The organism is Sphingomonas sp. CFBP 8760 (assembly GCF_014841615.1).
GTDB lineage: Bacteria > Pseudomonadota > Alphaproteobacteria > Sphingomonadales > Sphingomonadaceae > Sphingomonas.
In genome coordinates this window covers 38,131-62,801 of record NZ_JACYUG010000009.1, presented here as the reverse complement: position 1 = coordinate 62,801, position 24,671 = coordinate 38,131, and the positions used below count along the sequence as shown (strand labels likewise).

Sequence of the window (24,671 nt, the reverse complement as noted above, 5' to 3'; positions counted from 1 at the left end):
GCCGTCGCCTGAAGCACATAATAAGAACCGGGAGAGGTCGTTGTTCAAGAAAATCCTGATCGCCAATCGCGGCGAGATCGCGTGCCGGGTCATCCGCACCGCGCGGGCGATGGGGATCGCGACGGTCGCGGTCTATTCGGATGCCGATGTGCGCAGCCCGCATGTGCTGCTCGCCGACGAATCCGTGCGGCTGGGGCCGGCACCCGCCGCCGACAGCTATCTGAAGGCGGAGCTGATCCTGCTCGCCGCGAAGGAGACCGGCGCGGATGCGATCCATCCCGGCTACGGTTTCCTGTCGGAACGTGAATCCTTCGCGCGCGCCTGCGCCGATGCCGGCATCGCCTTCATCGGCCCGCCGCCGGAGGCGATCGCGGCGATGGGCGACAAGATCGAATCGAAGAAGCTGGCGCGCGCCGCCGGGGTCAACGTCGTCCCCGGTTTCCTCGGCGAGATCGACGATACCGACCATGCGGTGCGGATCGCGGGCGAGATCGGCTATCCGGTGATGATGAAGGCATCGGCCGGTGGCGGCGGCAAGGGGATGCGCCTCGCCTGGTCCGAACAGGATGTGCGCGACGGGTTCGAGGCGACCAAGCGCGAGGGGCTCGCCTCGTTCGGCGACGACCGCGTCTTCATCGAGAAGTTCATCGAAAGCCCGCGCCACATCGAGATCCAGCTGCTCGGCGACCAACATGGCAACATCGTCTATCTCGGCGAGCGCGAATGTTCGATCCAGCGCCGCCACCAGAAGGTGGTGGAGGAGGCGCCGTCGCCCTTCGTCACCCCCGCGATGCGCCGTGCGATGGGGGAGCAGGCGGTCGCCCTCGCCCGCGCGGTCGGCTATTTCAGCGCGGGCACGGTCGAACTGATCGTGTCGGGCGCGGATACCAGCGGCACCGGTTTCTACTTCCTCGAAATGAACACGCGGTTGCAGGTCGAGCATCCCGTGACCGAGGAGATCACCGGGCTCGATCTGGTCGAACAGATGATCCGCGTCGCGGCGGGCGAACCGCTCGCCTTCACGCAGGACGAGGTGCGGCTGGACGGCTGGGCGATCGAGACCCGCGTTTATGCCGAGGACCCGTATCGCGGTTTCCTGCCCAGCATCGGTCGGCTCGCGCGCTACACCCCGCCGGCGGCGGGCGCGGATGCCACGGTGCGCGTCCGCGTCGACGACGGCGTCGTCGAGGGGGGCGAGGTGTCGATGTTCTACGACCCGATGATCGCCAAGCTGGTCACCTGGGCGCCGACGCGCGAGGCGGCGGTCGATGCGCAGATCGGCGCGATCGACGCGTTCGAGATCGAGGGGCCGGGCACCAATCTCGATTTCCTGTCGGCGCTGATGCAGCATCCGCGGTTCCGCGCCGGCACGATCACGACAGGCTTCATCGCGGAGGAATATCCCGACGGCTTCACCGGCGCGCCCGCCGGCCCGGCGCTGCGCCGCACATTGGCCGCCACCGCCGCCTTCGCCGCCACCGCCCATGCCGATCGCGCGCGGCGGATCGACGGCCAGCTTGGCCACCGCCTGTCGCCGCCGGCGGACTGGACGGTGCGGATCGACGGGGCCGATCACGACGTCCACGTTTCGGTCGACGGCATCACCGTCGATGGCGAACCGCTCGATTTCGCCGCCGAATACACCCCCGGCGACCGTTTGGTGGAGGTGGAGAGCGACGTCGGGCACGGGGGCGAGGGCGTGGCGATCCGCATCGCCCCGGTGCCCGGCGGGTTCCGGCTCGCCACCCGCGGCGCGGTCCACAAGGTCCGGGTGCTGCCCGCGCATGTCGCCCCCTATGCCCGCCACCTGATCGAGAAGGTGCCGCCGGACCTGTCGCGCTTCCTGCTCGCACCGATGCCGGGCCTGCTCGTCCGGCTCGACGTGGACGAGGGCGACCGGGTCGAGGCGGGGCAGGCGCTGGCGGTGGTCGAGGCGATGAAGATGGAGAACATCCTGCGCGCCGGCAAATCGGGCGTCGTGAAGACGATCGGCGCGCGGACGGGCGACAGCCTGTCGGTCGATCAGGTCATCCTCGAACTGGAATAGCGCCGGGCCGCCCGGTCGGGGAAGGTCGCCGGCCCTGGCCCCGAACCCGTCCCTCGTCGTCCCCCCGGGCCCGTCCCGGGGGCCGCGGTTCCGCAGACCCGCCGGCCATCCGGTGTGCGGCACGGTGGATGCCGGGATATGTCCGGCATGACGGCGATCGGAATGGGACGGTTTGCCAATGGGGTAGGCAGGGAACCGGCTTTCCCCGCTATGGATCGCGACAAACTGCGACAGAAAAGCGCTGGACGCTGGCCCGGTCGCCCGGCACCTATGGGGCCATGCAGCGCGCCCGTGCCCTCTTTCTCGCCACCGCGCTCGCCGGTTGTTCGGTCGGCCCGGACTATCGCCCGCAATCGCCCGCCGAACTGGGCGTGCCCGCCGGTTTTTCGGTTCCCGCCGCCCCCGACGCGGCGGACCTGACCCGCTGGTGGAACCGGTTCGACGATCCGGTGCTCGGCCGTCTCGTCGAACAGGCGGCGGGCGCGAACACCGATCTGGCGCAGTCGGTGGCGCGGTTGCGGCAGGCGCGCGAATCGCTGCTGCAAAGCCGGTCGCAACTCCTGCCCACCGTGTCCGGATCGACCGGTTATCAACGGAACGAGAATCTGCGCGGCGGCGGCCGCTCGTTCACCCTGCCCGACGGCACCGTCGTCGACACCGGCGGCGGCGGCACCAACAGTTTCTCGCTCGGGCTGTCGGCCAGCTGGCAGGTCGGCATCTTCGGCGAACTGCGCCGCACCGTCGAGGCGACGCGCGCACAGTATGAGGCGGCGGGCTTCGACTATGCCGCCGTGCTGCTGTCGGTGCAGAGCGAGGTCGCCCGCAACTATGTGATCGCGCGGGGCCTTCAGGCACAGCTCGCCAATGCCCGCGCCTCGCTGGCGATCCAGGACGACAATCTGGATATCGCGGGCTTCCGCGTGCAGGCCGGCCTCGTCTCGTCGCTCGACAGCGAGCAGGCCCGGTCGCAGCGCGCGCAGACCGCCGCGACGATCCCCTCGCTGGAACAACAGTACAACGCCGCCGTCTCGCGCCTCGGCGTGCTGACCGGGCAGGCGCCCGGCGCGCTCAAGCCAGAACTGGCGGCGACGCGGCCGATCCCGCTCGCCCCCGCCACGGTCGGGATCGGCATCCCCGCCGATATCCTGCGCCGCCGGCCCGACGTGCGCTCGGCGGAACGCGCGCTGGCCGCCGCCACCGCGCAGATCGGCGTGGCGAAGGCGCGGCTCTATCCGGCGCTGGCGATCACCGGCAACATCAACACCAACGCCACCTCGATCGGCAATATCGGCGATGCGATCACCGGCGGGCTGTTCGCCGGGCTGACGCAGGCGATCTTCAACGGCGGCCGGCTGCGCAGCGCGGTCCGCACGCAGGAGGCCGCCGCCGACGCCGCGCTCGCCGCGTACAAGGGCACCGTGCTGCTCGCGCTGGAGGATATCGAGAACGCGATCGTCGCGCTCACGACCGCGCAGGCGCGGACGCGGGAGTTCACCGTCGCGCTCGATGCCGCGAACAACAGCGCGATCCTCAGCCGCAGCCAGTATCGCTCGGGCCTGACCGACTTCACCACGCTGAACCAGCAGGAAACGGCGCTGCTGTCCGCGCGCAACGGCCTGACCCAGGCGCGCGCCGATGCCGCCGCCGCGCAGGTCGCGCTGTTCGTGGCGCTGGGCGGCGGCTGGGATGCGACGACGGTGCCGCAGGCGCCGCCGCGCGTGCTGCCCGCCGGCACCAATGCGCGACCCGTTCCCGTCACGACGACCACCCCCGCAAGCGAGACCCGTTGATGGCCGACCAGAGCACCGACGAATTTCTGGGCGTGAAGGCGGTGCCGGCCTGGCGTCGCTACGTCAAATGGGTGGTGATCGTCCTCGTGCTGGCCGGGCTGGCGCTGCTGCTCAGCCGCTGTTTCGGCGGCAAGGACGCGGTGCAATATTCGACGCAGGCGGTGCGGCAGGGCAACCTGACCGTCAGCGTCTCCGCCACGGGCAAGCTGGCGCCGACCAATCAGGTGACGGTCGGCTCGCAATTGTCGGGCCTCGTCACCCGCGTCGTTGTCGACGTCAACGACCGCGTCACGGCGGGGCAGCCGCTGGCGCTGATCGATCCCGAACAGATCGACGACCAGATTCGCGCCGCGCAGGCGACGCTCGCCGCCAATCAGGCGCAGGTCGGGCAGGCGCAGGCCACCGTCGCGGAGGCGAACGCGCAGCTGGCCCGCCTGAACGAGGTGTACCGCCTGTCGAACGGCCGCGTCCCCTCCGCCACCGAACTCCAGACCGGGCGCGCCAATGCGCAGCGCGGGGTCGCGGGGCTGAAGACCGCGCAGGCCAACGTCGCCGCCGCCGCCGCCCAGTTGGCGCAGTCGCAGACGCAGCGCAGCCGCGCGATCATCCGCAGCCCCGTCTCCGGCGTGGTGCTGGCCCGACAGGTCGATCCCGGCCAGACCGTCGCCGCCTCGTTCAACACCCCGACACTGTTCGTCATCGCCGAAGACCTGACCAAGATGAAGCTGGAGGTCGCGATCGACGAGGCGGACGTGGGCGCGGTGAAGCTGGGGCAGAAGGCGAATTTCACCGTCGATGCCTTTCCCGGGCGCACCTTCCCGGCCACGATCACCCGCGTCGATCTCGGCTCGAACCTGACGGTCAGCGCCGCCACCGCCTCCACCTCGACCAGCACCACCGCGACGACGGGGCAGGTGGTCAGCTATGCCGCCGACCTGACCGTCGCCAATCCCGACGGCCAGTTGCGCCCCGGCATGACCGCGACCGCCGATATCGTCACCTCCGACCGGAAGGGCGTGCTGCTCGTCCCCAACGCCGCGCTGCGGTTCAAGCCGGCGGCGGCCGGTGCTGGCGGGCAGGGCGGCATCGCCGGCTCGCTCACCTTCCGCCCGCGTCGCGATCGGCCTGAACGCACCGCCACGCTCGGCCGCGGCGCGACGCAGACGGTGTACGTCAAGGGCGCGGACGGCACGCCGCAGCCGGTCCAGATCGTCACCGGCGACAGCAACGGCAGCATGACCGAGGTGATCGGCGGCGCGCTGAAACCGGGGGCGGAGGTCATCACCGGCCAGTTGGCGAACGGCACCGATACCGCCGCCGCCCCGCGTCGTCCGGGGGGTGCGGGTGCCCGGTAACCCCACCCGCGCCGCCGCCCCCGCGGCAGAGGGAACGGCGACGGCCGACCCCATCATCTCGCTGCGCGGCGTGACCAAGGTCTATGGCAGCGGCGCGACGCAGTTCCAGGCGCTGAAAGGCGTCGATCTGGATATCGCGGGCGGCGATTTCGTCGCGGTGATGGGGCCGTCGGGATCGGGCAAGTCGACGACGATGAACATCCTCGGCTGTCTCGACATGCCGACGGCGGGCGCCTTCACCTTTCGCGGCCATCATATCGAGACGCTCGACCGCGACCAGCGCGCGCTGCTCCGCCGCCGCTATCTCGGTTTCGTGTTCCAGGGCTTCAACCTGTTGTCGCGCACCTCCGCGCTGGAGAATGTCGAGCTGCCGCTCCTTTACCGGGGCGAGGATCGCAAGACGCGGCGCGATCTCGGCATGGCGGCGCTGGAGAAGGTCGGGCTGGACCGGTGGTGGGATCACACCCCCGCCGAACTGTCCGGCGGCCAGCAGCAGCGCGTGGCGATCGCCCGCGCGATCGTGACCAGCCCCGATGTGTTGCTCGCCGACGAGCCGACCGGCAATCTCGATTCGGAACGCTCGGTCGAGATCATGCAGTTGCTCACCGCGCTCAACCGCGACAGCGGCATCACCGTGCTGATGGTCACCCACGAACCCGACATGGCGGCGTTCGCGCGCACCGTGGTGCATTTCAAGGACGGACTGGTGGAGCGGGTCGAGAGCCGCCACCGGCAGGGCGAGGCGGTGGAGGCCTGATGTTCGGCACCACGCTCGTCCTCGCGCTGCGCTCGATTCGGCGGCATCTGCTGCGGTCGTTCCTGACCATCCTCGGCATCGTCATCGGCGTCGGTGCGGTGGTGACGATGGTCACGCTGGGCAAGGCGACCACCGCCGCGGTCCAGCAGCAGATCTCCTCGCTCGGCACCAACGTGTTGCAGGTCCGCCCCGGGCAGGGCTTCGGGCGTGGCGGCGGCGGCCCGCGTCCGCCCGATTTCAAGCCGGAGGACGTGACCGCGATCGCCCATCAGGTCGCCGGCGTCACCGCCGTCGCCCCGCAGGCCAGCAGTACCGCCACCGCGATCTACGAAGGCGCCAACTGGTCGACCACGATCAACGGCACCACCTCCGGCTTCCTGACCGTGCAGCCATGGCCGCTGACCGGCGGCCGCTACTGGACCCCGGCGGAGGAGGAGGCGGGCAAGGCGGTCTGCCTGATCGGCAACACCGTCCGCCAGAACCTGTATCGCGGCGGTGAGGCGGTCGGTACGCGGATGCGGCTGGGCAACATCAGCTGCGACGTGATCGGCACGCTCAACACGCGCGGGCAGGGCGGGTTCGGCGATCAGGACGATGTCGTCGTCATGCCGATCAAGGCGGTGCAGCGCCGCTTCACCGGCAGTCGCGACATCCGCCTGATGCTGGTCGGCGTCGATCAGGCCTATTCGACCCAAACCGTGCAGGCCGGCATCACCGATCTGCTGCGCGAACGCCGCAACATCGCCGGCGGCAAGGAAGACGATTTCAACATCTTCGACACCAAGCAGATTTCGGACACGCTGACCGGCACCACCACGCTGCTGACCCGCATCGTCGCCGCCGTCGCCGGGATCAGCCTGGTCGTCGGCGGCATCGGCATCATGAACATCATGTTGGTGTCGGTGACGGAGCGCACGCGCGAGATCGGCATCCGGCTGGCGATCGGCGCGGTCGCGCGCGAGGTGCTGATGCAGTTCCTGGTCGAGGCGGTGGCGCTGTCGTGCCTCGGCGGGCTGATCGGGCTGGCGCTGGCCCAGCTCGTGATCCTGTTGCTCGCCCCGCTGATGCAGGTGCCATGGACGTTCGATCCGCAGATCAACTTCATCGCCTTCGCCATCTCGGCGGTGATCGGCGTCGTCTTCGGCTATTTCCCCGCCCGCCGCGCCGCCGCGCTCAACCCGATCGACGCGCTCCGCCACGAATAGGGGCGGGGCGGACGAAGGAAGGTCGCGCGGAAGGCGCGGCGCGCAACGTCGATGACGTGAAGCCCACCCATCCGTCATTGCGAGCGTAGCGAAGCAATCCAGGGCGTCGCGCTCCGACTCTGGATTGCTTCGCTACGCTCGCAATGACGGCCGGGATGGATCTAACCTCACTCCGTTCCAGATCCGTCCGCCCGAGGCTTCCATGTCCGCTGCGCGAACCACCTTTTCCCGGGCGATTCGCCTTCAGCGCAGGGCGCGCAGATCGTCGGGCGTGTCGATATCGACCAGTTCCGCCGGGTCGGCGAGGATATGCCGCCCCGCCCTTATCAGGTCGCGCGCGCCGGCATCGCCGGTCAGCCCGAGCAGCGCATCGAACCGGTCGCGCCCGAACAGCGCCGGTGGTCCGGGTTTCCTGCCGTCGCTCGACGCGATCACCGCATCGGCCGAACCACCCGCGTCCAGTAGGCGCCGGACATGCGCGTCGGTCACCCGCGGCATGTCGGCCAGCACGATCAGGACCGCCGCGGCGCCGATCCGCGTCGCCGCCGCGACGCCCAGCCCGACCGATTCCGACATCCCGCGTTCGGGCCGTCCGTTATGGATGTCGGTATAGCCATGGGCGGCAAAATCGAGCCGGCATCCGCTGCGCACCGCCAGCCGCGCGCGGAACGGCAAGGCCGCCAGCGTGCTGACGATATGGAGACCGACCGGCCGACCGAGCAGGTCCGCCGCCAGCTTGTCCTCGGCCCCGAACCGTTCCGACCGACCCGCCGCCAGCAGGACGAGGACGACCTCCTCAGCGGCGATCATGAAAGGCGCCGATCACCGCCGCCGCGATCGACAACGCGATCTCCGACGGCCCGATCGCACCGATATCGATACCCACCGGCGCATCGATCCGGTCGATCGCTGCCGGGGCGACCCCGGCGGCGGCCAGCCGCTCCCGCCGCGCCGCGTGGCTCCGCCGGCTGCCCAGCGCACCGACATAGGCGGCCTCGCTCGCCAGCGCGGCGATCAGCGCGGGGTCGTCGATCTTGATGTCGTGGCTCAGCGTGACGACGGCGGTCGATGGCCCCGGCCGGTACGCCTCGATCGCCTCGTCCGGCCAGCGATCGTCCAGCGTGGTGCCGGGGAACCGCTCCGCCGTCAGGAAGCGGGCGCGCGGATCGATCACCACCGTGTCGATCCCCAGCTGGTGCGCCAGCCCGGTCAGCGCCTGCGCGATCTGCACCGCGCCGACGATCAGCAACCGCCGGGGCGGGTCGTAGCGGTTGACGAACACCTGACCCGTCTCGACCGGGCGCAGGTCCGAATGGCCCGTCGCCAGATCGGTCGTCACCGCCAGCGCGTCGCCCCGCTCGCGCGCCTCGACGATGCGGTCGAACAGTTCGGGATCGAAGCCCTCCGCCGACACCGGCTGCACCATCACCGCGATCTCGCCGCCGCACGGCAGGCCGACTTCCCATGCCGCCGCATCGGCGACGCCGTAGTTCTTCACCTGGAACGGCGCGCCCGCGATTACCTCGGCGGCGGTCTGGAGGATGTCGGTCTCGACGCAGCCGCCCGATACCGATCCTTCGAACCGCCCGTCCGCATGGATCAGCATGTGGCTGCCGCGCGGGCGGGGAGCCGATCCCCAGGTCGACACCACCGTCGCCAGCGCCAGCCGGTCGCCCCGCCAGTCGCGCGCCGCCGCCAGCACGCTGTCGTTCTCGGCCATCGCCTACGCCACCCCGATCAAAGCGGCGGCAACCCGGCCAGCAGCTTATCGCAGGTCAGCGGCAGATCGCGCACCCGCACGCCGGTGGCGTTGTAGATCGCGTTCACCACCGCCGGCGCCGCGCCGGAGATGCCGAGTTCGCCGATCCCCTTGGCGTGGATCGGGTTGGCGTGGATGTCGCGCTCGTCCAGGAAATGTACCTCCAGCTGCGGCACGTCGGCATTGGCGGGCACGTGATATTCCGCCAGGTCGCGGTTCACCAGCTTGCCGTTGCGCTGGTCGTGGATCAGATCCTCGTGCAGCGCGGTGCCGATCCCGAAGGTCATGCCGCCCAGGCATTGCGACCGCGCGGTCTTGGCGTTCAGCACGCGCCCCGCCGCGAAGATGCCGAGCATCCGCCGCACCCGCACCTCGCCCGTCACCGCATTCACCGCCACTTCGGCGAAATGCGCGCCGTAGGAGGCCTGCGTGAACTGCTTCTCCTGCTTGCCGGGCTTGATCTCGCCGGTCGCCTCGATCCCCTCGCCCACCAGATCGCCGATCGCGGTCTGCCGGTTGGCGCCGATCGCCTGCCCGTCCTTCAGGGTCAGCCCGTCGGGCTCCACGTCCATCGCCTTGGCCAGCTTGTCGCGCAGCGCCTCGCACGCCAGATACACCGCCGACCCGGCCGAGGCCGCGCCCCATGATCCGCCCGATCCGGCGGCGGGGGCATCGTTGGTGTCGCCCAGCTTCATCACGATCCGGTCGACCGGGATACCTAGGATTTCGGACGCGATCTGCGCCATGATCGTGTAGCTGCCGGTGCCGATATCGGTCATCGACGACGATACCGTCGCGCTGCCGTCCGGATGGATTTCCACCTTGGCGGCGGACTGCATCAACTGGTTGTTGCGCGTCGCCGCCGCCACGCCCATCCCGACCAGCCATTCGCCCTCGCGCCGGGTGCCGGGGGTCGTGTTACGCGCGTCCCAGCCGAAATGCTTCGCGCCTTCCTCCAGCGACCGGGTCAGCATCCGCGACGAATAGGGCACATCCTTTTCGGGGTCGACCGCCGGGTCGTTGATCTTGCGCAGCTCGATCGGGTCCATCCCCAGCGTCTCCGCCAGTTCGTCCATCGCGCATTCCAGCCCGACCATGCCGACCGCCTCGCCCGGTGCGCGCATCGATCCCGACAGCGTCAGGTTCAGCGTGACCTGATCGTGGTTGATCCGCCGGTGCGCGCCGCCGTACAGCGAGTGGCTGCCGATCCCCACCGGTTCGAAATAATCTTCGTCCGGCAGGTTCGACGTCAGCGAATCATGCACGAACGATACGATCCGGCCATCCGTGTCGCAGCCGAAGCGCAGTCGCTGCTCGGTGTTGGAACGGCGCACGGTGGCGTCGAACACCTGCTGGCGCGCCATCACCGCCTTGACCGGGCGGCCCAGTTGCTTCGCCGCGATCGCCGCCGCGACGCTTTCGGGCGCGATGCCCAGCTTCGATCCGAACCCGCCGCCGATGAAGCGCGAGATGATCCGCACCTTGTTCTTCGGCATCCCCAGCGACTGCGCCAGTTGCGACGCGTCGGAAGTCGGCATCTGGTAGGCGCCGTACAGCGTCAGCGCATCGTCCTCCCACACCGCGATCGACGCATGTGGCTCCATCGCCGCCGAATTCTGGCTGGGGGTGACATAGGTCACGTCCAGCTTCACCGCCGCCTTGTCATATTCCTTGTCGGGATTGCCCTGGCTGAAATGCGGCTGGAGCATGCTGGGCGGGGGCGTCTTCGCCTCGTCCCGGTGCGCCTCGAAATTATAGGTGCCCGCCTTGTATTCATATTCGATCGGGATGCTCAGCGCCGCCTCGCGCGCCGCCTCGAACGTCTCGGCCAGCACGATCGCGACGATCTGGCCGAAATAGGCGATGTCCTTCACGCCCTGCGTCGGCGCCTTCGTCTCGCCGCCCTGCTGGGAATTGCGGATGAAGGTGTCGAAATCGATCACCACGTCGATCACGCCAGGGATGCGCTTCGCCGCCTCGACATCGATCGACACCACCTTGCCGCAGCCGATCTTCGCGCCGACCAGCACGCCGTGCGCCAGGTTGGGGATCGCATATTCCGCCGCATAGGTGGCGACGCCCGACACCTTGGCCGGCCCGTCCACCCGGTCGAGCGGGCGCGAGATCACGCCCTGCACGCCGGTGTCGAGCAGGCTGACCGGCCGTGGCTCGTTCATCGTCAGGGAGTTGGTGTTGCCGCCGAAACCGAACATCGCTCTATGCTCCCGTCAGCTCGCGCAGGCTCGCGATCAGCGTGCGTCTGGCGAGCGGAATCTTGAAATCGTTGGTGCCGAAGCCCTTGGCATCGGCCAGCAGCGCATCCGCCGCCGCCTCGAAATTCGCGGTCGTGGCTGCCTTGCCGACGATCGCCGCCTCCACCGCCGGGTCGCGCCACGGCATCGGGCCAAGCCCGCCGAACGCCAGCGCCGCCGTCTTCACGGTGTTGCCGTCCATCGTCACCACGCCCGCCACCGACACCAGTGCGAAGGCATAGGACGCCCGGTCGCGCACCTTGCGGTACAGATGCCGCGCACCCTCCACCGGGGCGGGCAGTTCCACCGCGGTGATGAGTTCGCCCGGCTCCAGCACCGTCTCGATCTCCGGCGTCTCGCCCGGCAGGCGATAGAAATCGCCGATCGCGATCCGCCGCCGGTCGCCGTCCGCCTTCTGCGTCACCACCGTCGCGTCCAGCGCACGCATCGCCACCGCCATGTCGGACGGATGCGTCGCGATGCACTTCTCGCTCGTCCCCAGTACCGCGAGGATGCGATTGACCCCGCCGATCGCCGCGCAGCCGGTGCCCGGCTCGCGCTTGTTGCACGGCATCGCGGTGTCGTAGAAATAATAGCAGCGCGTCCGCTGGAGCAGGTTGCCCCCGGTCGTCGCCTTGTTGCGCAACTGCCCCGATGCGCCGGCCAGCAGCGCCCGGCTCAACACCTCGTAATCGGCGATGATGCGGGGGTCGGCGGCCAGATCGCTGTTGGGCACCAGCGCCCCGATCGACACCCCGCCCTCGTCGCGCGCGGTGATCTCGCCCAGCGGCAGGCGGGTGATGTCGACCAGCTTGTCCGGCGTCTCGATCTGCAACTTCATCAGGTCGAGCAGGTTGGTGCCGCCCGCGATGAACTTGGTGCCGGCACCGCGCCCTTCGGCCACCGCCGATTCGGTGCTGGCGGCGCGTTCGTAGGTGAACTGCTTCATGCCCCGATCTCCTTCGCGGTCCCGAGCACCGGCTGGCGGTTATCGATCCCCGCCACCTCGCGGATCGCATCGACGATGTTGGGATAGGCGGCGCAGCGGCACAGATTGCCGCTCATCCGCTCCGAAATCTCGTCGTCGTTCAGGTCGGCGCTGGTCAGGTCGGCCGATACATGGCTGGGCCAGCCCTTCGCCACCTCGTCCAGCATCCCGACCGCCGAGCAGATCTGGCCCGGCGTGCAGTATCCGCACTGATAGCCGTCATGCCGTACGAACGCGTCCTGCATCGGGTGGAGGTTGCCGACCTGGCCCAGCCCCTCGATCGTGGTGATCTCGTCGCCCTCGTGCATCACCGCCAGGCTCAGGCAGCTGTTCACGCGGCGGCCGTTGACCAGCATCGTGCAGGCGCCGCACTGGCCATGGTCGCAGCCCTTCTTGGAGCCGGTCAGCCCCAGATGCTCGCGCGCCAGATCGAGCAGCGAGGTGCGCACGTCCACATCCGCTTCGTAGGTGCGCCCGTTGATCGTCCACTGCATGCCGGCATCCCCGTAAAGTCCTGATCCCACAACGCGATGCGTCGCGACCGGCTCCCGTTGCGAGTGGTTATCACTCGGTATGTCCACGCAATGTTCATCGATCGCGGCTATGATCCCCCGGTCAACCGGAGTTTGCCATGCGCCGTGCCCTGTTCCTCCTGCCGCTGGCCCTCACGATGGGCGGCTGTGTCAGCACCGCCGCCTCGATCGTGAAGGCGCCGTTCCAGGTCGCCGGCAAGGCGGTCGACTGGACGACGACCAGTCAGGAAGAGTCCGACCGCAACTACGGCCGCAAGATGCGCAAGGCGGAGGCGCGCGAGGGCAAGGAGCGGCGGGACTGGGAACGGGAATGCCGCAGGCATCCCGACGATTGCCGCGCCTATGACGGGTATCGCGCCGGCCGGGACTGAACCGGGAGCCGCCGCGATCGCCCGGCCGGGGGTGTGCTACACCGCGACGACCGGTTATCCCGGCCGACGACCGCTCTTTCTCTTCGTCGATGCCCGTCCCGGCCCAGCTCAGCCCAGCCTGATTCCGGCCATCGCCCGGTGTGCCCACGAAGGGCTGTAGGATGGGACTTTCGTGACTTTCCACCGTGACTTTCCGTCGCGGCGGGGGCGTCAATCCTCGCCCACGATCGCGTCGATCGCCTGCGCCATCTCGATATCGCGCGACGACAGGCCACCGGCATCGTGCGTGGTCAGCAGGATGTCGACCCGGTTGTACACGTTCGACCATTCGGGATGATGGTTCATCCGTTCCGCGACCAGCGCGACCTGCGTCATGAAGCCGAACGCCTCGATGAAATCGGCGAACACGATCCGGCGCACGATCGCGTCGCGGGCCTCGTCGTGATCCCATTCGGGCAGGCCGTCGAGCGCCTCGGCCCGTTCCGTCTCGTTCAGCGCCTCGATCATTCGCCCCTCCATCTTGCCCGTATCGGTCGCCTCCGCCTATGGCTGGGGCGATGGATCGGCAAGACCCCCTCGGCCCCGCGCCCGACGCCGCCACGATCGAATCGATCGCCCGCGCGACGATCGATCGCCTGCCCCCCGCCTTCGCGCAGCATCTGGGCGCGATCGTGCTGCTGGTCGAGGAATTCGCCGACGACGAAACGCTCGCCGCGCTCGGTATCGAGCATCCGCTCGACCTGACCGGTCTCTACAGCGGCCTGCCGGTCGGGCAGAAGGCGGGGAGCGAGGCGGTGGCGATGCCCGATCGCATCCACCTCTATCGCCGCGCGATCCTGGAGGAATGGGTGGAGACGGGGGTACGGCTCGACGATCTGGTCGCGCATGTCACGATTCACGAGATCGGCCATCACTTCGGCCTGTCCGATGCCGACATGCACGCACTGGAAGATTCGGTGGCGGATTGAGCGCGGGGGGGCAGGTCGGGGGGATCGAGGTCGCCGGCCTCGCCGCCCGCCGGGGCGGCCGGATCGTCTTTGCCGACCTGTCCTTCTCGCTTCACCCGGGCGGCGCGCTGCGCATCACCGGCCCCAACGGCGTCGGCAAATCGACGCTGCTGCGGCTGTGCGCCGGCCTGCTCGCGCCCGCCGCCGGCACCATCGCCTTCGATCTGCCGCCCGGTCGCCCACCGCTCGGTTATCTGGCGGAGGCGGCGGCGCTGGATGGCGAGCGGCCGCTGGCGCAGGCGCTGGGTTTCTGGGCGCGGATGGACGGGTTGCCCCACCCGGATGCGCGCGTCGCGGCGGCGCTGGCGGATGTCGCGCTCGCCGATCTCGCCACGGTGCCGGTGCGGATGCTGTCGACCGGGCAGCGCCGCCGTGCCGCCTTCGCGCGGGTGATCGCGGGGCGCGCGTTCCTGTGGCTGCTCGACGAGCCGACCAACGGCCTCGACGCCGCCGCCTCGGCGCGGCTGGAGGTGCTGGTCGAACGCCATCTGGAGGCGGGCGGGATGGCGATCGTCGCCACCCATCTGCCGCTGCGCCTGCCCGCGATGCGGACGCTCGCCTTTGGGACGCGACCATGACCGGTCCGTTGGCGGTGCTGCTGTGGCGCGGCGTGCGGCGCGGCTATGCCGGCGGCGGCGCCACGCTGGTGGTGGTGTTCTTCCTGCTGGCGGCGACGCTGTTCCCGTTCGCGATCGGCCCCGATGCGCCGTTGCTGGCGCGGATCGGCGGCGGCGTGGTGTGGGCGGCGGCGCTGCTCGCCGCGCTGCTGCCGGTCGACCGGCTGGTTGCCCCCGATCTGGAAGCGGGGGTGTACGATCAGCTGGCGGTGCGGGGCCAGTCGCTCGCCGCCGTCGCGGCGGTCGCGGCGCTGGCCCACTGGATCGCCTTCGCCCCGCCGCTGATGGCGGCGGCGGTGATCGCGGCCGGGCTGCTCGGCATCCCGGCGCAGCAATTGCTGCTGGTCGAGGCGGGGCTGGCGATCGGCACCCCCGGCCTCGCCGCGCTGGCGGTCGCCACCGCCGCGCTCACCGCCTCGTTGCGCAGCGCCGGGGCGGTGGCGGGGCTGGTGATGTTGCCGCTCGCGGTGCCGCTGCTGATCTTCGGCGCGGGCGCGCTGTCGGGCGGGGCCAGCGCGCTGAAGCTGCTCGCGGCGGTCAGCCTCGTGCTGGTCGCGGGCGCGCCGTTCGTGGCGGGGGCGGCGATCCGCGCGGCGATGGAATAGCCGCCCCGCGCGGCGATGGAATAGCCGCCTCGCGCCAGCTGCCCGGCGCGATATCGTCCAGCGTCCAGTCGCCGATCCGCCACCGCACCAGCCGCAGCGTCGGCAGCCCGACCGCCGCCGTCATCCGCCGCACCTGCCGGTTGCGCCCCTCGCCGATCGTCAGCCGCAGCCAGCGATCGGGCACCGTCTTGCGGAACCGCACCGGCGGATCGCGCGGCCACAGGTCGGGCGCCTCGATCGCCTCCGCCTCCGCCGGCAGGGTCATGCCGTCCTTCAGCTTCACGCCGTGCCGCAGGGCGGCAAGCTGCGCCTCGTCCGGCTCGCCCTCCACCTGCACCAGATAGGTCTTGGTCGTCTTGAACCGGGGATCGGCGATCCGCGCCTGCATCCGGCCGTCGTCGGTCAGCAGCAACAGCCCCTCGCTGTCCAGATCGAGCCGCCCCGCCGGATAGACGCCCGGCAGATCGATGAAATCCGACAGCGTCGGGCGCGGCGACACGCTGCCGCGATCGGTGAACTGGGTCAGCACGCCATATGGCTTGTTGAACAGGATCAGCCGCGCCATCGCCCGCCTCTCAGCGGCTCCACCGCGCCCAGATCGCGGTGGGCAGCACCAGCCCGCGCGCTTCCTCGCGCACGCCCAGTTCGCCGCATTCCACCGTGCCGGGCAGGTCGGCGAACAATTGCCGCACCAGTTCCCCGATCGCCAGCGCCGACATCCGCACCGCATAGACGGTCAGGAACAGGAACCGCGAGTCGGCATCCAGCAACTGCCGGCAATTGGCGACCAGCGCGGGCAGGTCCTCCTCCAGCCGCCATACCTCGCCCTCCGGCCCGCGGCCATATTTGGGGGGATCGAGCAGGATGCCGTCATACCGCCGCCCGCGCCGCACCTCGCGCGCGACGAACTTGGCGGCATCGTCGACGATCCAGCGGACGGGGGCATCCTTCATCCCCGACAGCGCGGCATTGCCCTTCGCCGCTTCGACCGATTTCTTGGAGGCGTCTACGTGCACCATCTTCGCGCCCGCCGCCGCCAGCGCCAGCGTGCCGACTCCGGTATAACCGAACAGGTTCATGCAATCGGGCGTCGCCACCCCGTCGATCCGCCCGCGCATCCAGTCCCACACCGGCGCCATGTCGGGAAAGAAGCCGAGATGGCGAAAAGGCGTGCATTGCGCGTTGAACGCCACCTCGTTCCAGCGCAACGTCCAGCCGTCGCGCGGCACCTGATCGGCGTATCGCCACTGGCCGCCGCCATCCTCGTCCGATCCCGGCACGAATTCCGCCGCCGCGCGCCAGTCGTCATGCGCGGGTGCCCACATCGCCTGCGGCTCCGGGCGGATGAAGCGGAACCGGCCATAACGTTCCAGCTTGCGGCCATGGCCCGAATCGACCAGCCCGTAATCCGCCCATGGCTCCCCGATCAGCGTCCCCGGTGTCATGTCACCGCGACGGCCGGGCATGGGCGGCCACGTAATCGCCCACCGCCGCCAGCGTGGCGGGCAGGGTGACATAGCGTTCCTCACGCTCGAACAGGTCGCCGACGCGGGCGGGCAGCGCCGGCCGCGCCCCGGTCGCGCGTTCCACCGCATCGACGAACTTGGCCGGATGCGCGGTCGCCAGCGTCACCATCGGCACATCCGGCAACGACTGCCGCCGGGCCGCCGCCAGCCCGATCGCGGTGTGGGGATCGACGATCTCGCCCGCCTTCTCATGGGCCCAGCGCATCGCCATCGCCATGTCGTCGCCATCGACCCGCTCACTGCCGAACAGCCCGGCCGCACCTTGTTGCTGCGCGTTGGTCAGCCGCATCGCGCCATCCGCGTCGAAGCCCGCCATCTGCGCCGCCTGCGCCTTGCCGTCGCGCCCGCCCAGATCGAACAGCAGCCGCTCGAAATTCGAGGATACCTGGATATCCATCGAGGGGGTCGCGGTCTGCGCCACCACCCCACGCGAATAATCGCCGTTGGTCAGCGCACGGTGCAGGATGTCGTTGACGTTGGTCGCCACCACCAGCTTCGCGATCGGCAGGCCCATGCGCGATGCGACATAGCCGGCGAACACGTCGCCAAAATTCCCCGTCGGCACCGAGAACGCGACCGGCTTCCCCGGTCCGCCGAGGCGCACCGCGGCATAGAAATAATAGACCACCTGCGCCATCAGCCGCGCCCAGTTGATCGAGTTGACCGCCGACAGCGCGAAGGTGTCCGCCAGCGCCGGCGTCGCGAACATCGTCTTCACCAGCGCCTGTGCGGTGTCGAAGTCGCCCTCGATCGCGATGTTGTGGACGTTGGGGGCCAGCACCGTCGTCATCTGGCGGCGCTGCACCTCCGACACCCGGCCGACCGGATGGAGCATGAAGATATCGACGCCCTCGCGCCCCGCCACCGCGTCGATCGCCGCCGATCCGGTATCGCCGCTGGTCGCGCCGATGATCGTCAGCCGCTTGTCCGTGCCGGTCAGGAAGCGTTCGAACAGCAGCCCCAGCAGTTGCAGCGCCACGTCCTTGAACGCCAGCGTCGGCCCATGGAACAGTTCCAGCAGCCACTGGTCGTGATCGAGCTGCACCAGCGGGGTGACGGCGACATGGCTGAACCGGCCATAGGCGGCGTGGCACAGCCCGCGCAGTTCGTCCTCGCCCAGGCAGTCGCCGACGAACGGCAACATGATCCGCACCGCGGTATCGGCATAGGACAGGCCCGCCAGCGCGGCGATCTCGTCAGTCGACAGCGTCGGCCACGTCTCCGGCACGTACAGCCCGCCGTCGCTGGCAAGCCCGGCGAGCGTCGCCCCACGGAAATCGAGAATGGGCGCGGCCCCGCGCGTGCTGACATAACGCATGGGTGGTGCGCTAACGGTGCCGGTCGCTTGCTGCAACCCGGGAGGTGACATGACGGAACGAATGCCCGCGCGATGACGCGAAGAAGAGGGGGTTCGCGCGGAGGCGCGGAGGACGCGGAGAGTGGCGCCTACCGTCGTCGCACGTCGATCATTCGAATCGGCCGATGATCGGCCCTGCAATAACCCGGCACGCAACCCCTCCGCGTCCTCCGCGCCTCCGCGCGACCCAACACCTTCCTCGTCGCGTCCCCGTGTGTCAGCCGTTCGGCCGTCGCCCCACCGCCAGCAGGTAGATCACCGTCGCCACGCCCGCGAAGAAGAACCACTGCACCCCGTAGGCGAGGTGGTTGTTCGGCACCGAATCGATGTTGGGCGGCGCGTTGGCGCTGAGTCCGGCCAGCGGCGTCGTCGCGATCAGCATCGGGCGCGGGGGTTGCGGATGCAGCGCGGCACCGATCAGCGAACGGCCATCGGGGGCATGGCCGATATAGCCCGCCACGGTGCCACCGCCCCATGTCACCCGCGCCTTGGGATCGCGCGTCGTGCCCAGCTGTACGGTCAGGCCCGGATCGTTACAGGTCGCGATCGCGCGAAAACCCGCCGCGCCCGCCCCCGCCAGCCGGATCGCCACCGGCGGCCGGCACGTCGCGATGGTGCGGCGAAACAGCAGCCGCTCGTCGGGGATGCGGGGAAAGGCGACCGGCGGCAGCGACGGGTTGCCCGCCAGTTGTTCGAGGAACGCCAGCTTGCGCGGTCGCCGGTCGAGCAACTGCCACAGACCCAGTGCGATCATCGCCGCCACCGCGAGGCCGACCAGCAAGGTCGGCAGGAACGGCAGTCGCCTCACGGCAGGTTGGGGGCGGGCGGGGCGATCCGCCCTTCGCGCGCGGCGTTATGATATTCCAGCGCCATCATCGCCCCCTTGGCGATGCGGAGCGACCCGATCACCCCGGCGGCGGTGAACGGTATCCAGATCAGCATATGCACCCACAGCGGCGGGCCGACCGCCAGTTCCAGCCAGATCGCCAGCCCGACGACGATCGCACCCAGGATCAGGGTCAGGAACGCCGCCGGCCCGTCGCCGACGTTGAACCCGGCGAAATCCAGTCCGCAGGCCGCGCACCGATCGGCGAAGCGTGCCCACCCCGCGAACAGCGTCGGCTGCCCGCACCGGGGGCACAGCCCCCGCAGCCCGGCCTGCACCAGCGTCGGTGCGATGGTGGTGGCGCCGGTCGTCGTGGCGGCGGTCACGCCATCCGCCGGGGCGGGATCAGGCGTGTCGCTCACCCACCATGGACCGGCGCGCCCCAGCCACCCCAGACATAGACGGTGACGAACAGGAACAGCCACACCACATCGACAAAGTGCCAGTACCAGGCTGCCGCCTCGAACCCGAAATGCTGGCGGGGGGTGAAGTCGCCCTTATAGGCGCGGATCAGGCAGACGATCAGGAAGATCGTGCCGATCAGGACATGGAAACCATGGAAGCCGGTCGCCATGAAGAAGGCGGCGCCATAGTTGATGCCCTTGAACGGGAACGGCGCGTGCGCGTATTCATACGCCTGGATCGCGCTGAACACCGCGCCCAGCACCACCGTCAGCCACAGGCCCTTCAGCACGCTGTCACGGTTGCCGACGCCCAGCAGGCCCCAGGCGCCGGTCTTCTCGCCACCGCGCTGGTTGTGGATCAGTGCGTGGTGCGCCCAGGTGACCGTGGTGCCCGACGTCAGCAGGATCAGCGTGTTGAGCAGCGGCAGCTCGAAGGCGTTGATGACCTCCAGCCCCTTGGGCGGCCAGCTCGCGACGATCGCGGTCGCACCCTCGGCGGCGCGTTCCACCTGGCCATCGACAATCTGCATCGCGGTGGGGAACAGCGAGAAGTCGAAGAACGCCCAGAACCAGCCGACGAAGAACATTACCTCCGACGCGATGAACAGGATCATGCCGTAGCGGAAGTGCAACTGGACGACGGGGGTATGGTCGCCGCGATGCGCCTCGCGCACCACGTCCGCCCACCACGAATACATGGTGAACAACACTGCGGCGAGGCCGATCAGGAAGATCCAGCCGCCGCCGCCATATTCGTGCATGTACATCACGCCGCCCACCGCCATCACGAAGGCGGACATCGATCCGACCAGCGGCCACGGGCTGGGGGGCAGGATATGATAATCGTGGTTCTTGGCGCCGGCCATCGTCGCATCCCTGTTCTTATATTTTGACGATCCTAGCCTGCGGTCTTGCCGGAATCCACCGGGTAAAACGTATAGGACAGCGTGATCGTTTCCACGTCCGCCGCATCGGGATCGGCGAGTATCTTCGGATCGACATAGAAGATCACCGGCATCCGCGCGGTCTCGCCGGGTTGCAGCGTCTGCTCGGTGAAGCAGAAGCACTGGATCTTCGTGAAATATTTGCCCGCCTGCGCCGGCGTGACGTTGAACGTCGCGGTGCCGGTGATCGGCCGGTTCGACGTGTTGGTCGCGGTGAAGAACGCCATGTCGCGCGCGCCGACCGCCACCGTATCCGATGGCCGTTCGGGCCGGAATTTCCACGGCAGCTTGGGGCTGACATTGGCGTCGAAATCGACCCGCACCTCCCGGTCGGTCGCCCCCGGCGCCTGCAACCCGCGCTGCGTGGTGCCATTCAGCCCGGTCACCTGGCAGAACAGGCGGTAGAGCGGCACGCTGGCGAAGGCGAGGCCGGTCATGAAGCAGATGCCGATCACCGCCAGCAACGCCGTGCGGTTCTGGCGTGTCACAGGTGCATCCCCAACTGGATCTTGGCGATCGAGATCGCGAAGATCAGCAGCACCAGTCCACCCAGCAACAGTGCCATCACGCGTGCGCGCGCCTTCTGGCGGCGGCGGATCAGATCAAGTTCGTCAGGGGTCATGCCAGTATCCACCGATCGGCGACCAGCGCGCCGAAGATCACGAAGAGATAGAGGATCGAATAGCTGAACAGCCGCTTTTCCGGCTTCATCGGATCGTCGAGGCGCTGCCGCCGAAGCGCGACCAGCGCCGCCAGTGCCGCGAACCCCGCGGTCATCGAGACGGACACCACGCCGTAGATCGCACCTGCCAACCCCAGCGGCCACGGCAGCACGGCGGCGATCGCCATCGGGATGGTGTAAAGGCCGATCTGCACCCGCGTCACTCGCTCGCCCGCCACCACCGGCAGCATCGGCACGCCGGCATTGGCGTAATCGGTCTTCACGAACAGCGCGAGCGCCCAGAAATGCGGCGGGGTCCACAGGAACACCAGCATGAACAGCAGGAACGGCAGCAAAGCGATCTCCCCCGTCGCCGCCGCCCAGCCGATCAATGGCGGGAATGCGCCCGCCGCACCGCCGATGACGATGTTCTGCGGCGTGCGCCGCTTCAGCCACACGGTATAGATCAGGACGTAGAACAGGATCGAGACGAGCAGGATCGCGGCGGCGGCGATGTTCACCGCCAGCCCCATCAGGAGCACGGAAAAGGCCGACAGCCCGACTCCGAAATGCAGCGCAGCCTGCCGGTCCATCCGGCCGGCGGGCAGGGGGCGTTTCTGGGTGCGGCGCATCACCGCATCGATATCCGCCTCGTACCACTGGTTCAGCGCCCCCGCCGCGCCTGCGCCCAGCGCGATGCACAGGATCGCGGTGAAGCCGATCACCGGATGGACATGCACCGGCGCGGCCAGCATCCCGCACAGGCCGGTGAACACCACCAATGTCATCACGCGCGGCTTGGTCAGCGCGAGGAAATCGCGCCAGTCGGCGGGGGGCAGCAGGGGAGTGGCGGTCGTCATGGTCAACCCCAGCCTATACGCGTACCCGCGCGGCAGGGACAGCCTTGGTTATGCCGGCACCGATTCGCGCCGCGCGGCGACGCGGGGCATCACCAGATGCTCGATGAAGGCGATCAGTTCGGTGCGGCGGCGGGGTTCCTCCGCCACCTCGCGGTCGATGCCCAGCCGCCAGCGCAGCGCCGGGCAATCCGGCCGGTCGTGCAGCGCGTCGAACAGCGCCGCCTGCGCCTCGACATCGTCGCCGTCGCGCGCCAGCCCCGCCTCGACCAGATCGTCGACCTGCCGGCGCAGCGCCGCGCCGATTTCGCCGGGGGCGAGTTCGGGGTGATACTGCACGCCCCAGAACACACCGCCATCGTGCCTGATCTCCACCGCCTGCACCGATACCGCCGCATTGCCCGCCAGCAGTGTCGCGTCGGCGGGCAGCGTCTCCACCTCGTCGCCGTGAATCGCGGGCGCGTCCCAGGTAGCGGGGCGGTCGCGCACCATCGGATGGTCGCGCCCTTCGTCGGTTGCGACGATGCGCCGGGCGAGGCCGGCCTCCTGCCGGCCGGGCATCGACCGCACCGTGCCGCCCGCCGCCGCCACCGCGACCTGCAATCCCGCGCAGGAGCCGAAGCTGGGCGTGCCGCTGGCGAAGACCGCGCGCATGAAATCCAGTTGCCGCCGCGTCTCCGGCGTATCCTCCCAGACGTGGAGCGGGGAGCCCGACAGGAAGACGCCGTCATAATCCGCGATCGCCGCCGCGCCCATCGTGGGATGATCGTCGTCGGCTGGCGTCACCCGGTCGACGGTGCAGTGTGGGATCAGTTGCTCCAGCGTCGCGGCATAGCTTTCGCCGGCGCTGCGACCTGCGCTTTCGCGGCGGGCCTCGCGTTCTTCGGGAGTTTCGCTTTCGGCGACGAGCAGGCGGGGGCGGGTGGAAAATTCGGTATCGGCCATCGTGCCTGAACGCATCAGGCGGCGGATGGTGCGTTGATCCATGATCCCGCCAACGAAAAACGCCCCGGACTTGTGGTCCGGGGCGTCTTTGGTCGGTCGGTAGGGATCGGTGCGGTCGGGATCAGTGACCCTTGCCCGCGTCGATCACCGGCAGCGTCTCGAACTGGTGATAGGGCGGCGGCGAGGAGATGGTCCACTCCAGCGTCGTGGCGCCTTCGCCCCATGGATTGTCGCCCGCCTTCTTGCCCGCGATCAGCGACCAGATCAGGTTGACGAAGAAGATCGCCATGCCCGCCGCCATGATCATGTAGCCGACGCTCGCCACCGTGTTCCAGTGCGCATAGGCATCGGGATAGTCGGGATAGCGGCGCGGCATCCCCTGCAGGCCCAGGAAGTGCATCGGGAAGAACATCACGTTCACGCCGATGAAGAACACCCAGAAGTGCAGCTGGCCGAGCAGCTCGTTGTACATCTTTCCCGACATCTTGGGGAACCAGTAGTAGAAGCCCGCGAATAGCGAGAACACCGCGCCCAGCGACAGCACGTAGTGGAAGTGGGCGACGACGTAATAGGTGTCCTGCATGTAATCGTCGATGCCGCCATTGGCGAGCACGACGCCGGTGACGCCGCCGACCGTGAACATGAAGATGAAGCCGATCGCCCAGACCATCGGGGTCGGGAAGCGCATCGATCCGCCCCACATCGTCGCGATCCACGAGAAGATCTTGATGCCGGTCGGCACCGCGATCACCATGGTGGCGGCGGTGAAGTACATCTTGGTGTTCACCGACAGGCCGGTCGTGAACATGTGGTGCGCCCACACCACGAACCCGACCACGCCGATCGCGACCATGGCATAGGCCATGCCGAGATAGCCGAACACGGGCTTGCGGCTGAACGTCGCGATGATCTGGCTGACGATGCCGAAGCCCGGCAGGATCATGATGTACACTTCGGGGTGGCCGAAGAACCAGAACAGATGCTGATACAGCACCGGATCGCCGCCGCCGGCCGGATCGAAGAACGTCGTGCCGAAATTGCGGTCGGTCAGCAGCATCGTGATCGCCGCCGCCAGCACCGGCAGCGCCAGCAGCAGCAGGAACGCGGTGACCAGCATCGACCAGACGAACAGCGGCATCTTGTGCAGCGTCATGCCCGGCGCGCGCATGTTGAAGATGGTGGTGATGAAGTTGATCGCGCCGAGGATCGACGACGCGCCCGCGAGGTGCAGCGACAGGATCGCCATGTCGGTCGACGGCCCCGGCTCGCCGTAAGTCGACAGCGGGGCGTACAGCGTCCAGCCATTACCCGCGCCGCCGAAGAAGGGCGAGGCGAGCAGCAGCGTGAAGCTGGGGATCAGCAGCCAGAACGACACGTTGTTCATGCGCGGGAACGCCATGTCGGGCGCGCCGATCATGATCGGGACGAACCAGTTGCCGAACCCGCCGACCATCGCCGGCATCACCATGAAGAACACCATGATCAGGCCGTGCGCGGTGATGAGCACGTTCCACAGGTGGAGCGACTGGTCGAGGCTCTGCGGCCCGCCATGGAGCAGCGAGGCCCAGGCGCCCAGATACTGGATGCCGGGATGCGCCAGCTCGGCGCGCATCAGGCCCGAGATGGAGCCGCCGATGATCCCCGCGACGATCGCGAAGATCAGGTACAGCGTGCCGATGTCCTTGTGGTTGGTGGACATGAACCAGCGCGCGAAGAACCCCGGCTTGTGATCCGCATCGTGATGCGCCTCATGGCCGTGGTCGTGCGCCTGGAACGCGGACGGATGGAGAGCGGTGTCGGTCATC

General features: G+C 69.0%; 25 protein-coding genes and 1 pseudogene. 9 read left to right on the top strand and 17 right to left on the bottom strand.

The genetic code is table 11. From position 1 onward, the window contains the following. Positions 1 to 40 precede the first annotated feature (40 nt). The 5 genes from IFT82_RS12500 (at position 41) to IFT82_RS12480 (ending at position 7,154) form a co-directional block, all read left to right on the top strand. A complete protein-coding gene (locus tag IFT82_RS12500) occupies positions 41 to 2,047 on the top strand; it encodes an acetyl-CoA carboxylase biotin carboxylase subunit (RefSeq protein ID WP_192127202.1) in 2,007 nt (668 codons plus the stop codon). Between the two features lie 278 nt (positions 2,048 to 2,325). Further along, positions 2,326 to 3,837: an efflux transporter outer membrane subunit gene (locus tag IFT82_RS12495; RefSeq protein ID WP_192127200.1), complete on the top strand. Its 1,512-nt coding sequence runs from the start codon at positions 2,326 to 2,328 to the stop codon at positions 3,835 to 3,837. Then, positions 3,837 to 5,192 carry an efflux RND transporter periplasmic adaptor subunit gene (locus tag IFT82_RS12490; protein ID WP_192127198.1) on the top strand — a complete coding sequence of 452 codons (1,356 nt, stop codon included), beginning with the start codon at positions 3,837 to 3,839 and terminating at the stop codon, positions 5,190 to 5,192. The genes IFT82_RS12495 and IFT82_RS12490 overlap by 1 nt, the downstream gene beginning before the upstream one ends. Next, entirely contained in the window at positions 5,182 to 5,949 is a 768-nt protein-coding gene (locus IFT82_RS12485) for an ATP-binding cassette domain-containing protein (protein ID WP_192127196.1), read from the top strand. Before IFT82_RS12490 ends, IFT82_RS12485 begins: the two co-directional genes overlap by 11 nt. Beyond that, complete coding sequence (locus IFT82_RS12480) at positions 5,949 to 7,154, top strand: ABC transporter permease (RefSeq protein WP_192127194.1); 1,206 nt, start codon at positions 5,949 to 5,951, stop codon at positions 7,152 to 7,154. Before IFT82_RS12485 ends, IFT82_RS12480 begins: the two co-directional genes overlap by 1 nt. Before the next feature lie 243 nt (positions 7,155 to 7,397). On the opposite strand, the gene IFT82_RS12475 is transcribed toward IFT82_RS12480, so the two are convergent. The 5 genes from IFT82_RS12475 to IFT82_RS12455 are packed head-to-tail and all read right to left on the bottom strand — an operon-like array spanning position 7,398 to position 12,647. Beyond that, positions 7,398 to 7,964 carry a nucleotidyltransferase family protein gene (locus IFT82_RS12475; protein WP_192127192.1) on the bottom strand — a complete coding sequence of 189 codons (567 nt, stop codon included), beginning with the start codon at positions 7,962 to 7,964 and terminating at the stop codon, positions 7,398 to 7,400. Then, positions 7,951 to 8,874 carry an XdhC family protein gene (locus tag IFT82_RS12470; protein ID WP_192127191.1) on the bottom strand — a complete coding sequence of 308 codons (924 nt, stop codon included), beginning with the start codon at positions 8,872 to 8,874 and terminating at the stop codon, positions 7,951 to 7,953. The genes IFT82_RS12475 and IFT82_RS12470 overlap by 14 nt, the downstream gene beginning before the upstream one ends. A 17-nt stretch (positions 8,875 to 8,891) precedes the next feature. Continuing rightward, entirely contained in the window at positions 8,892 to 11,126 is a 2,235-nt protein-coding gene (locus tag IFT82_RS12465) for a xanthine dehydrogenase family protein molybdopterin-binding subunit (RefSeq protein WP_192127189.1), read from the bottom strand. Positions 11,127 to 11,130: 4 nt separating this feature from the next. Continuing rightward, positions 11,131 to 12,114 carry an FAD binding domain-containing protein gene (locus IFT82_RS12460; protein ID WP_192127187.1) on the bottom strand — a complete coding sequence of 328 codons (984 nt, stop codon included), beginning with the start codon at positions 12,112 to 12,114 and terminating at the stop codon, positions 11,131 to 11,133. Continuing rightward, complete coding sequence (locus IFT82_RS12455) at positions 12,111 to 12,647, bottom strand: 2Fe-2S iron-sulfur cluster-binding protein (protein WP_192127185.1); 537 nt, start codon at positions 12,645 to 12,647, stop codon at positions 12,111 to 12,113. Before IFT82_RS12455 ends, IFT82_RS12460 begins: the two co-directional genes overlap by 4 nt. Before the next feature lie 137 nt (positions 12,648 to 12,784). On the opposite strand from IFT82_RS12455, the gene IFT82_RS12450 reads away from it, so the two are divergent. Beyond that, entirely contained in the window at positions 12,785 to 13,057 is a 273-nt protein-coding gene (locus IFT82_RS12450) for a hypothetical protein (protein ID WP_192127184.1), read from the top strand. Between the two features lie 210 nt (positions 13,058 to 13,267). Here IFT82_RS12450 and IFT82_RS12445 read toward each other — a convergent pair whose 3' ends face one another. Continuing rightward, entirely contained in the window at positions 13,268 to 13,564 is a 297-nt protein-coding gene (locus tag IFT82_RS12445) for a 4a-hydroxytetrahydrobiopterin dehydratase (protein ID WP_192127181.1), read from the bottom strand. 50 nt (positions 13,565 to 13,614) lie between these two features. Here IFT82_RS12445 and IFT82_RS12440 point away from each other — a divergent pair, with 50 nt between their 5' ends. The 3 genes from IFT82_RS12440 to IFT82_RS12430 are packed head-to-tail and all read left to right on the top strand — an operon-like array spanning position 13,615 to position 15,286. Further along, positions 13,615 to 14,025, top strand: coding sequence for a metallopeptidase family protein (locus tag IFT82_RS12440; RefSeq protein WP_244646725.1), 411 nt, complete (start codon positions 13,615 to 13,617; stop codon positions 14,023 to 14,025). After that, entirely contained in the window at positions 14,022 to 14,642 is a 621-nt protein-coding gene (ccmA, locus tag IFT82_RS12435; protein WP_192127434.1) for a heme ABC exporter ATP-binding protein CcmA, read from the top strand. The genes IFT82_RS12440 and ccmA overlap by 4 nt, the downstream gene beginning before the upstream one ends. After that, a complete protein-coding gene (locus IFT82_RS12430) occupies positions 14,639 to 15,286 on the top strand; it encodes a heme exporter protein CcmB (protein ID WP_192127177.1) in 648 nt (215 codons plus the stop codon). Before ccmA ends, IFT82_RS12430 begins: the two co-directional genes overlap by 4 nt. A gap of 25 nt (positions 15,287 to 15,311) precedes the next feature. Here IFT82_RS12430 and IFT82_RS12425 read toward each other — a convergent pair. From IFT82_RS12425 to ctaD, 11 genes and pseudogenes are all read right to left on the bottom strand, one after another. Further along, positions 15,312 to 15,851 (bottom strand): annotated as a pseudogene (locus IFT82_RS12425) (pseudouridine synthase); the annotation flags it as partial. Positions 15,852 to 15,861: 10 nt separating this feature from the next. Continuing rightward, positions 15,862 to 16,731, bottom strand: coding sequence for a class I SAM-dependent methyltransferase (locus tag IFT82_RS12420; RefSeq protein ID WP_192127413.1), 870 nt, complete (start codon positions 16,729 to 16,731; stop codon positions 15,862 to 15,864). Between the two features lies 1 nt (position 16,732). Then, on the bottom strand, positions 16,733 to 18,130 hold the full coding sequence (thrC, locus tag IFT82_RS12415; protein ID WP_192127173.1) for a threonine synthase: 1,398 nt from the start codon (positions 18,128 to 18,130) through the stop codon (positions 16,733 to 16,735). Between the two features lie 256 nt (positions 18,131 to 18,386). After that, positions 18,387 to 18,977, bottom strand: a complete 591-nt coding sequence (locus IFT82_RS12410) for an SURF1 family cytochrome oxidase biogenesis protein (protein ID WP_192127171.1) — start codon at positions 18,975 to 18,977, stop codon at positions 18,387 to 18,389. Next, the gene (locus IFT82_RS12405) at positions 18,974 to 19,348 is read right to left on the bottom strand and encodes a DUF983 domain-containing protein (RefSeq protein WP_192127411.1); all 375 of its coding nucleotides are present in this window, start codon (positions 19,346 to 19,348) and stop codon (positions 18,974 to 18,976) included. The genes IFT82_RS12410 and IFT82_RS12405 overlap by 4 nt, the downstream gene beginning before the upstream one ends. Positions 19,349 to 19,413: 65 nt before the next feature. Further along, a complete protein-coding gene (locus tag IFT82_RS12400; protein WP_192127168.1) occupies positions 19,414 to 20,325 on the bottom strand; it encodes a cytochrome c oxidase subunit 3 in 912 nt (303 codons plus the stop codon). 32 nt (positions 20,326 to 20,357) lie between these two features. After that, on the bottom strand, positions 20,358 to 20,891 hold the full coding sequence (locus IFT82_RS12395) for a cytochrome c oxidase assembly protein (RefSeq protein ID WP_192127166.1): 534 nt from the start codon (positions 20,889 to 20,891) through the stop codon (positions 20,358 to 20,360). Then, positions 20,888 to 21,025: a hypothetical protein gene (locus IFT82_RS12390; RefSeq protein ID WP_192127164.1), complete on the bottom strand. Its 138-nt coding sequence runs from the start codon at positions 21,023 to 21,025 to the stop codon at positions 20,888 to 20,890. Before IFT82_RS12390 ends, IFT82_RS12395 begins: the two co-directional genes overlap by 4 nt. After that, positions 21,022 to 21,924, bottom strand: coding sequence for a heme o synthase (locus IFT82_RS12385; RefSeq protein WP_192127162.1), 903 nt, complete (start codon positions 21,922 to 21,924; stop codon positions 21,022 to 21,024). Before IFT82_RS12385 ends, IFT82_RS12390 begins: the two co-directional genes overlap by 4 nt. A 48-nt stretch (positions 21,925 to 21,972) precedes the next feature. Beyond that, complete coding sequence (locus IFT82_RS12380; RefSeq protein ID WP_244646724.1) at positions 21,973 to 22,908, bottom strand: type 1 glutamine amidotransferase; 936 nt, start codon at positions 22,906 to 22,908, stop codon at positions 21,973 to 21,975. Between the two features lie 79 nt (positions 22,909 to 22,987). Then, a complete protein-coding gene (gene ctaD, locus IFT82_RS12375) occupies positions 22,988 to 24,670 on the bottom strand; it encodes a cytochrome c oxidase subunit I (protein WP_192127159.1) in 1,683 nt (560 codons plus the stop codon). Position 24,671 lies beyond the last annotated feature (1 nt).

Excerpts from the sequence above, each read along its gene's own strand:
- IFT82_RS12490 (WP_192127198.1), top strand. The coding sequence starts at position 3,837 with ATGGCCGACCAGAGCACCGACGAATTTCTGGGCGTGAAGGCGGTGCCG.
- IFT82_RS12470 (WP_192127191.1), bottom strand. The coding sequence starts at position 8,874 with ATGGCCGAGAACGACAGCGTGCTGGCGGCGGCGCGCGACTGGCGGGGC.
- IFT82_RS12390 (WP_192127164.1), bottom strand. The coding sequence starts at position 21,025 with ATGACCCCTGACGAACTTGATCTGATCCGCCGCCGCCAGAAGGCGCGC.
- thrC (WP_192127173.1), bottom strand. The coding sequence starts at position 18,130 with ATGCGTTATGTCAGCACGCGCGGGGCCGCGCCCATTCTCGATTTCCGT.
- IFT82_RS12475 (WP_192127192.1), bottom strand. The coding sequence starts at position 7,964 with ATGATCGCCGCTGAGGAGGTCGTCCTCGTCCTGCTGGCGGCGGGTCGG.
- IFT82_RS12465 (WP_192127189.1), bottom strand. The coding sequence starts at position 11,126 with ATGTTCGGTTTCGGCGGCAACACCAACTCCCTGACGATGAACGAGCCA.
- IFT82_RS12445 (WP_192127181.1), bottom strand. The coding sequence starts at position 13,564 with ATGATCGAGGCGCTGAACGAGACGGAACGGGCCGAGGCGCTCGACGGC.
- IFT82_RS12430 (WP_192127177.1), top strand. The coding sequence starts at position 14,639 with ATGACCGGTCCGTTGGCGGTGCTGCTGTGGCGCGGCGTGCGGCGCGGC.
- IFT82_RS12460 (WP_192127187.1), bottom strand. The coding sequence starts at position 12,114 with ATGAAGCAGTTCACCTACGAACGCGCCGCCAGCACCGAATCGGCGGTG.
- IFT82_RS12420 (WP_192127413.1), bottom strand. The coding sequence starts at position 16,731 with ATGACACCGGGGACGCTGATCGGGGAGCCATGGGCGGATTACGGGCTG.
- IFT82_RS12495 (WP_192127200.1), top strand. The coding sequence starts at position 2,326 with ATGCAGCGCGCCCGTGCCCTCTTTCTCGCCACCGCGCTCGCCGGTTGT.
- IFT82_RS12385 (WP_192127162.1), bottom strand. The coding sequence starts at position 21,924 with ATGACGACCGCCACTCCCCTGCTGCCCCCCGCCGACTGGCGCGATTTC.
- IFT82_RS12480 (WP_192127194.1), top strand. The coding sequence starts at position 5,949 with ATGTTCGGCACCACGCTCGTCCTCGCGCTGCGCTCGATTCGGCGGCAT.
- IFT82_RS12380 (WP_244646724.1), bottom strand. The coding sequence starts at position 22,908 with ATGGATCAACGCACCATCCGCCGCCTGATGCGTTCAGGCACGATGGCC.
- IFT82_RS12450 (WP_192127184.1), top strand. The coding sequence starts at position 12,785 with ATGCGCCGTGCCCTGTTCCTCCTGCCGCTGGCCCTCACGATGGGCGGC.
- IFT82_RS12455 (WP_192127185.1), bottom strand. The coding sequence starts at position 12,647 with ATGCAGTGGACGATCAACGGGCGCACCTACGAAGCGGATGTGGACGTG.
- ctaD (WP_192127159.1), bottom strand. The coding sequence starts at position 24,670 with ATGACCGACACCGCTCTCCATCCGTCCGCGTTCCAGGCGCACGACCAC.
- IFT82_RS12400 (WP_192127168.1), bottom strand. The coding sequence starts at position 20,325 with ATGGCCGGCGCCAAGAACCACGATTATCATATCCTGCCCCCCAGCCCG.
- IFT82_RS12440 (WP_244646725.1), top strand. The coding sequence starts at position 13,615 with ATGGATCGGCAAGACCCCCTCGGCCCCGCGCCCGACGCCGCCACGATC.